This window comes from Neobacillus sp. DZ-9 (genome assembly GCF_059587065.1).
The window spans coordinates 1-7,465 of the sequence record NZ_JCAIOL010000034.1 but is presented as its reverse complement, the minus strand read 5'-3'; the positions used below and the strand labels follow the sequence as shown (position 1 = coordinate 7,465).

The window sequence follows — 7,465 nt, the reverse complement described above, 5'->3', positions numbered from 1 at the left end:
GAAAATAAGTGAAATAATCTACACAAGTCAATTTAAGCTTATGGGTTGAGTATTTTCATAATTGCATTTTTGGAAAGGGTCTTATTCCACTAACGGGTGCTTTAGCTTCACAACAAATTGCAACGAAAGGAAAAAGTTTAATGGTTATGTTCGGTGGGACCATTCTCTTTTTAATAGGTATTGTTTCTTTAATATCGCTATTGGTTTTTGGTTATAAAGAATTTAAGGCAGATGAGTCTAAAACATCAAAAAAAGGGGTCTTTTTAGTTTTAGGAATACTTGATACCTTTTTCGGTACAGGTGGTGAATTAGTAGGACTTGCATTAATATTATCACTTGCAACTATTCTTATTGGTCTTGTGATTATGGGGGTATTTCATTAATACATTAGTTTGAAAAACCTTGCCGGATTTGCGATTTTTGAATTTATGGATCGTATCTTACCCAACCTATAAAGAACACCTCCCGAATGGGAGGTGTTTTCAGTGTGTAGAGAAAGTAATGATTAGTTATATTTATGGATAAATCAGAATTATTATAAAACCTTCAGGTGACCATTATCTGAAAGATTAAAGATCGGTCGCCCAATAAAATGGGTATTTCCTTATAAAGTTGACAGAAAGATGACCATAATGGCACCTTATGATTGGTTATTTAACGTTTTTGAAGTTTGGACAACCACATAATGCGGCTATTTTTGCGTCCATTCGATCCCATAACTTCATTCCTTCAAGGGTCGTCAAATCGTATTTATAGGCAGGTTGTGGATCTGTTGGTTTATCTTTATACACAAATTGCTCAAATACGTCACCCGTTGCGTGATCTCTCCTGTTATCTATGTCTCCACAGTACAAAGAAAGAAGGTAATGGGGGAGATATTGGATAGCCAGTTCTAAAACTTGACGGCCGACGTTGGCTTTAATTTGTTTGTCCGCAACACCTGCTCCGAACCAATTATCAAATGTAGTGGCGTCGATCAGTAATTTCTCTGTTGGAATGGGTGGAATCCCTCCATTGCCCAATGGTCCTCTCGCTCTCATATTTCTATCGTACGGATCGTCCCCGTGACTTAAGTACAAATCATCTGCCATGAACCACGGCAGGGAGTGTCCGGAGAATTTCAAGGTTTCTCCAGTAATAGGGTCTGTTTTAACCCCTTTAGTTATCAACTTGACGGGAATGTTAATAGCACTCAATAACCCCCGAAGTAACCCCGTTGTACCCCAGCAACCGTCAGTGTAATGACCAAAGCCATGTCTAGGATCAGTGGTTCCTTCCATCACGTTTATCATGGGGGGATATCCGCGATATTTCCAGACATCATAAAAATCCTTTACCGTATCATGTCCTGATACTGAAGTGAAGTGTACCAGATTATCGCGACACCAAGTAAGAACGCGTACCATCGTGTCAACCCGTGAACTACCGATCAAATCATTCATTCTTAGTTTCCGATAACTGTACGCAGGGGTTGCCGGAACGATTTCCCCGAATAGAGTCTCATCTAATTCAAACCCGTTGGTTGCTTGTATAAACATCGTATTGCTGTTAAATAGCTGGTCGAGCTGGTCCGGAGTGTAATTATTCAATGACCATAAAACCTTTCGTCCAATCTCGACTGCAAGTGACTGAGCAACGCTAGCCTTGTAGTAAGCCCATGCATCGTCACGTTTCAGTCTGGTCTCCGGAATATCGTCATCGTTCAGTGTCAACACGTTATCTGGAATCCAGTCTAAAGGGAGAATCGAGTCTCCCATTCGTGCTTTATCGAAAGCAGTCTGTAGTTCATCTTTCATACCCTTTGTCCAATTGGACCATCCATTATGAGATCCGGTGGAATCTTCCCACACCATGCTGTTTCCGACGTTTGGATGAGCATTGATCCACTGATCCAGGTCAGGAGATGGACCTACATGAGCCGTTCTCTCACTGCGCAGATTCATGCCACAATGCCATAGTTTGGTGTACAGATTTTGATTTTCTCTTAACCGGATGAAATTGGAAAAGACCATAGTGGACCGATCACTACCGTTCAACGGGGCATAGCCCGAATCGAGTGGAACTGGCAAATTAACATCCCATAGTTCCACATAGGCGCCGGAGGTCACGTTCGTGACTGTCACGAACAAATCCCCATCGGAGAGCGGCTGCAAGATTTCCCCGGCACTGAGAGGCCCGTGCGGTTTGACCTCTTTGGTGTCGGATTCTAGCTGCCCGCAAAACTCGTGCAAAACCGTGATAGTATCATCCTGTGAGAGACTAGGAACTTTAATCGGCATCACTTCACTTAGCACCGGCACGACGACCTCCCAGGTATCAATCCCCTGAGAGGATTTGCATTGGACATGAATCTTACCAGTGACTGGAAAGATGTTCATTACCGGAATCGTATTCTGGCAATCAAAAAGGTCAGTAGCAATGAGTAATTTCATATACGATTCGTCGGTTTGATAAGCCGTTTTTCGATCAATCAATTGATTGATGGTCTGAGGGTCGGACGAGTCACTCCAATGGCCGCATTCGCCTTGTCTTACTTTCACAGACCCACAGTTCGGTAAATTCTGCGGTATAGGGACAGAACTAGGGGTTTTATCATCTCCACAATTTTCCACTGTATGATATCCGCAATCTACTACCGTGGCGCTTGAATTGTAGATATCAATACTGTGCCCATTAGCATCATAAACTTCAATTTGAACATCTACCTCTGATTTGAGACCATATACAAGCAAATGTGGGGAGGAGTCGCAGTAAATCACTTCAACTCGAGGTTTACATAGCTTGTTCTTTTTTTCGTCCCAGTCAGCAACATTACCTTGAAACACTCCCGGCCTTTTTCCGCATTCTGGTGCGATCTCCTGGCGCACTTTAACAGGCTCCCCCTTAGTTAAAGCTACCGGAAGAGGGATACAGACGATGGAATCTTGCGAACCCCCTGAATGCCAATGCCACGCTGACCAATTATTGCCCGTAACCCAAACCGTCGCTCCAGGATAAATATTTGTTACTGTGATTAATCTAGAGCATTCATAGAAACCGTCGACAACCTTCGGGTCTTCCAGCTTGCTGGCGATGTTGGGGACCGCAGACGGCACCACGGGCGGCAAATCGGTTTCTAAGACATTGTTGGAACAAGTCTGACGTACTTTCAGGATTGTGCCGGAGGTAGGTAGTCCACCTGCTGGCGTCACACCAATCACGGCCTTCCCATCAGTATCCGCCTCCGCTTTTCCAATCACGAATGATCCATCGATCACCTCCGCTGTGGTCCCAGCAACCATCCCTTCTAGGATCAATGTTTGTGAGCATTGGTATAGCGCGGAAGCTTGGGGGGGGTTGAGCTTTCCGACCTTATGAACTTTAATGGCAGCATTATCAGGCATTTTTAAGCTTGTCTCTGTAGTGGTTTTCTGGTAAACCTTGATTAAATCTCCGTCTTCGAAATGCTCAGTATGGTCAAGAAGAAGGGTACCTGAACTTGTATTGGCTTGCACCATTCCGACCTCGTCAGTCCTTCCATTACGTATCCGCTCAAGGATTACCGAAGCACCTGGCTTGGCATTCTTGAACGAGACCGAGCGGCTACACTCAGAAATTGACCCTGAGATATCTGGGGGGAGAAGATGTTCTGACATGGATAAATCTCCTTTACAGTTAATTGATCCCGGCCGTGATTCCACTCTGAATAACTGTTCTGAGGCTACTCCAGTATTATCCGGGTTTTTGTTGAGCAAGTAACTTTTGTTATTAATGTCCCTATTCCACTAGGTCTGTATACTTGAATAAAGACAAGGATTGTTCTCAATATGGAAAGTACCCTATTTAACTATAGGAGATGAAATAGCCTTTGTACATTTCGTTGATGTTACGTTTTTAAAAAATTGGTTAAAAGAACCTAATTTTCGTATATAAAGTAACCCAAAAGTATTTGCCTTTATATTAATAGAGCGTGATTTCTTGTTGAACTAACGGGTGCAAGAGTTCAAGATAGATCGCTGCGGCGGTCTTTTTTGCTTGTTATGCTAACGGAGCAGTTTAGTTCAACTAGACTTTGGAAATGTATGGTAAAATATATGGTAAATGATAAATGTGGAGAGTGATACTAATGAAGGTACTGTTGGAGTTAATACGAATAGTGTTTTTATTTGTATTTATCGGAGGAATTATTAGTTCCTTTATGAATTATGTGTACTCAAAATTAGGAACAAGCATAGACACCTATGGCTGGATGGGACTTATAGCGATTCTTATTTTATTATTTGTACTGTATAGGAATAAATATCAGTTTAGTGGATGGTTCAAAGGTAAAGGACGAGAAAAACTCTCCGCAAATGTATCAAAAGTGCTTATTTCAATTTCAATAATATTAATGTTGTTACCACCGATTCTAAGTTTCTTCTTAAGCTAGCGAGGGCTTTACTTAAATAAGAGGGCAGAATTTAAGATTAAAGAAAATAAAATGTTCTATGAAAGGGGCAAGGAGGTTTAATGGCTTCAAAAAAAAGCATTTGGTCAACTGTTCTCAGTATTGTAGGGATTGTGTTGTTTATTTTCAGTTATTCCATTGCTGATGACCCAACTAATCCAACTTCATATGAAAAAATTGTTATTAAAGTATTTTTCTTCTCATCCGTTTTATTAATGGTAGCCAGCATATATATGGGGATTTTGGGGATTAAATCAAATGAAAAAGGTTTATTAAAATATACACCATTTTTTGTTGTTACAATTTTTATTATTGGTATTGCATTACAACCTATTTTTATGGCTTTGTTCGGCTTTGGAGGATGAGTATTTCCGAAGTGCTTATTAAACTAACGGATGCATGTGTTCAGGAAGGGATTGCTGCAGGAATCCTTTTTTTTGTTGTGCTTAAGGGGCAGTTTTGAAGAAGAAAAACGATTAATGCGTATTTGACTCATTTAGTGAACTAAAAGGTCATACTAACGAAAAAAGGTGTGACTTTTGTGAAACAAACATTCTTTCTTATCCCATTAATTTCATTACCATTACTATTGGGATTAGTTAAAGAGAAGGAAGAAGGGTGTCTTCCTTGCAAAGAATGCTACGATATAGCTTGGGATGACGGATGGGGAGAAGGATATGCGACAGGTCAAGTAAACCAAAGATATAGCATTGTTAGGACTCTTATACAAATGGGCAAAACAGACCAAGAGATTGTTTATATAGCAACAACCAGCTATGTTGAATTAAAAGACATAAGAAATCAGCTTAATGTTTATCATGGGTATTTTGAGTTTGAAGCATCAAGATATGAACTTATCAGGACTCTTCTAAAAGAAGGTAAAACGGATGAAGAAATTGTCAAAAAAGTGCATTCAAGTTTTTATGAATTGGAACAAGTGAAAAAACAACTTAAACAGTATAATGGAAAATTCAAGTGGGAAGTGCTGTAAATAAAAAATTTATTATAAGCGAAAGCGATAAGTCTTGGTGAAGTAAACGAACATATTGTGAAGAAATGTACTTAAGCTAACAGGTGCAAGAGTTAAAGATTGGGATCGCTGCGGCGATTCCTTTTTTATTGCACTAAAGGGGCAGAATAGTTCAATAAAGGAACTTACAAAAGTAAATAATTTGACATTTTGGTTGGTTCCTTTATTATATGCCTTCTGAAGTGCCCGATATTTTTTCTGTCATTTATTCAAATTCATTCTTACGGTCTCTGAAAAAGTCGTAGAAATACCTTACATTTTCAAGTTCCGTCCATCGATAGGTTCTCAAAAGGGGAGCGTCAAGATTATAGATTTTAGCATCTAGTGTTCCCAACATAAATGGCGAATGTGTCGCTATAACAAACTGACAGTTAAAAAATCTAGCCAGTTTATTGATTTCTTCCGCCAACTGAATTTGGTTTGTCGGTGAAAGAGATGTTTCAGGTTCATCGAGCAGGTATAATCCATTAGGGGCAAGATACTCATCAAATATTTGTATGGATGTTTCTCCGTTAGAATACTTTTCATTGGCAAACTTCATAATCTCGATTTGTTTGTACATCTGTGAAGAGTGTTTCAATTTTTCCAAATTTTCCTTAGTATACCCCAATTTAGAATGCTGGTACAGGTAATCTTCTTTAAGAACTGCTTCCTGCTGAATCTTCTTAATCTCATATAAAATATCTTCGCTTTTGATGTACTGACTATTAGGCGGTATCCGATTTGACTCTCCGTCACTCTTATTTTCGCCTAGGCTGTATGAACAATCCATCATGTAATCTGGCGGGTATGTATTATATCCATTATTTGCAAGGTCCTCAGCCCCCGTAATATTCAGCTTGTTTGCTATTAAATTTAACAGCGTGGACTTGCCCGAACCGTTGTTACCATACAAAACTGTAATGTTATTAAAGACAAACACTTCTCCAGTTATTTTTCTAAACACATTGTATGGATAGGCATTAGGATTCTTGACTGTATTAGGGGAAAGTTTAAAGCTTTTTAAATATATCATATGGGTAAACCTTCCTTTGGGAAAATGAATAGCTATAATCAATACTATCATCATTTTACCACGTTTGGAGAAATATAGAGTGAAGGTTGAATTTATGTTGTTCAGCAACGCTTTTTCTTCTAAAGTGTAGGAATACCTTAGTCTATGAGGTATTATAAGTGTTAAATTAGACCACATTTATACGTTAGAAATTAGTTTATTCGGTAGCATTTGTAGCCTATTGTTAATTGGGCTTTCTATATACAAAACCAAATTCGCGTTTTTCTTCTTCAAGTAATGGGTGCAAGAGTTAAAGATCGGAGCTGCCATATTCGTGGCTTTTTTCTTATTGGACTACCGAAGCAGGTTAGTGACACAAGAAAATACATAGATTTTTTCTGAATTGGGCATTTCTACTTTAAAACAAGGTGGTGGCCATTTTGGGATTAACCATATCAACTCCAATAAAGGCGGAAACCGACGGAGACTTTCTCCAAGAAAAGCATAATGATTTTTATGATGCCTTTTTAGTTTTATTAGACCCTTATGCCCAAAAAGCAATTAATAAAAAGTACCCTACTCGTAGTTATGCATTGTGGAATTTAGACATATTAGAGGTTAAAAGAATTACTGGAGGGTATTCTCAATATGATTTTAAAGTGAAAGTTAAGTATGATACTTATACTGGTGCACATAATCCACCAGATGGTCCAGTTATCATAACATTTGAAGTCAAAACAGATAAAGTTACTGTGGTTGATATTAAAGGTTAATTTTAGTTAGTCATATTGAATTAACATGTACTATTTTTTAAGGAGAAGGTCGCCTTTTTTCTCATCCTAAAAAAGATTGTGAAATATTGTACTTAAACTATCGGGTGCGTTTGTTGCATAACATGATCGGCTGTATAGTCGATTTTTTTGTGCTAAAGGGGCAGGTTAGCATTCCTGTAGATCGTTAAATATCAGGTTTGAAAAAAATAGAGCCCCTCAGTAAGATACGAGTATAGAGACCA

At 38.9% G+C, this 7,465-nt stretch carries 6 protein-coding genes; 4 read left to right on the top strand and 2 right to left on the bottom strand.

The genetic code is table 11. From position 1 onward, the window contains the following. Positions 1 to 140 precede the first annotated feature (140 nt). Complete coding sequence (locus AC59HZ_RS31065) at positions 141 to 383, top strand: hypothetical protein (RefSeq protein ID WP_496549566.1); 243 nt, start codon at positions 141 to 143, stop codon at positions 381 to 383. A 267-nt stretch (positions 384 to 650) separates the two neighbouring features. Here the strand turns inward: AC59HZ_RS31065 and AC59HZ_RS31060 are convergent, their stop codons facing one another. After that, the gene (locus AC59HZ_RS31060) at positions 651 to 3,635 is read right to left on the bottom strand and encodes a hypothetical protein (RefSeq protein WP_496549565.1); all 2,985 of its coding nucleotides are present in this window, start codon (positions 3,633 to 3,635) and stop codon (positions 651 to 653) included. Positions 3,636 to 4,488: 853 nt separating this feature from the next. Here AC59HZ_RS31060 and AC59HZ_RS31055 point away from each other — a divergent pair. Both AC59HZ_RS31055 and AC59HZ_RS31050 read left to right on the top strand, forming a co-directional pair. Further along, entirely contained in the window at positions 4,489 to 4,791 is a 303-nt protein-coding gene (locus tag AC59HZ_RS31055) for a hypothetical protein (RefSeq protein ID WP_496549564.1), read from the top strand. A gap of 176 nt (positions 4,792 to 4,967) precedes the next feature. Further along, positions 4,968 to 5,417: a hypothetical protein gene (locus AC59HZ_RS31050; RefSeq protein ID WP_496549563.1), complete on the top strand. Its 450-nt coding sequence runs from the start codon at positions 4,968 to 4,970 to the stop codon at positions 5,415 to 5,417. A 244-nt stretch (positions 5,418 to 5,661) separates the two neighbouring features. On the opposite strand, the gene AC59HZ_RS31045 is transcribed toward AC59HZ_RS31050, so the two are convergent. Further along, positions 5,662 to 6,471: an AAA family ATPase gene (locus AC59HZ_RS31045; protein ID WP_496549562.1), complete on the bottom strand. Its 810-nt coding sequence runs from the start codon at positions 6,469 to 6,471 to the stop codon at positions 5,662 to 5,664. Between the two features lie 419 nt (positions 6,472 to 6,890). Between AC59HZ_RS31045 and AC59HZ_RS31040 the strand changes: the two genes are divergently transcribed. Further along, a complete protein-coding gene (locus tag AC59HZ_RS31040; protein WP_496549561.1) occupies positions 6,891 to 7,223 on the top strand; it encodes a DUF3888 domain-containing protein in 333 nt (110 codons plus the stop codon). The last annotated feature ends 242 nt before the right edge of the window (positions 7,224 to 7,465 follow it).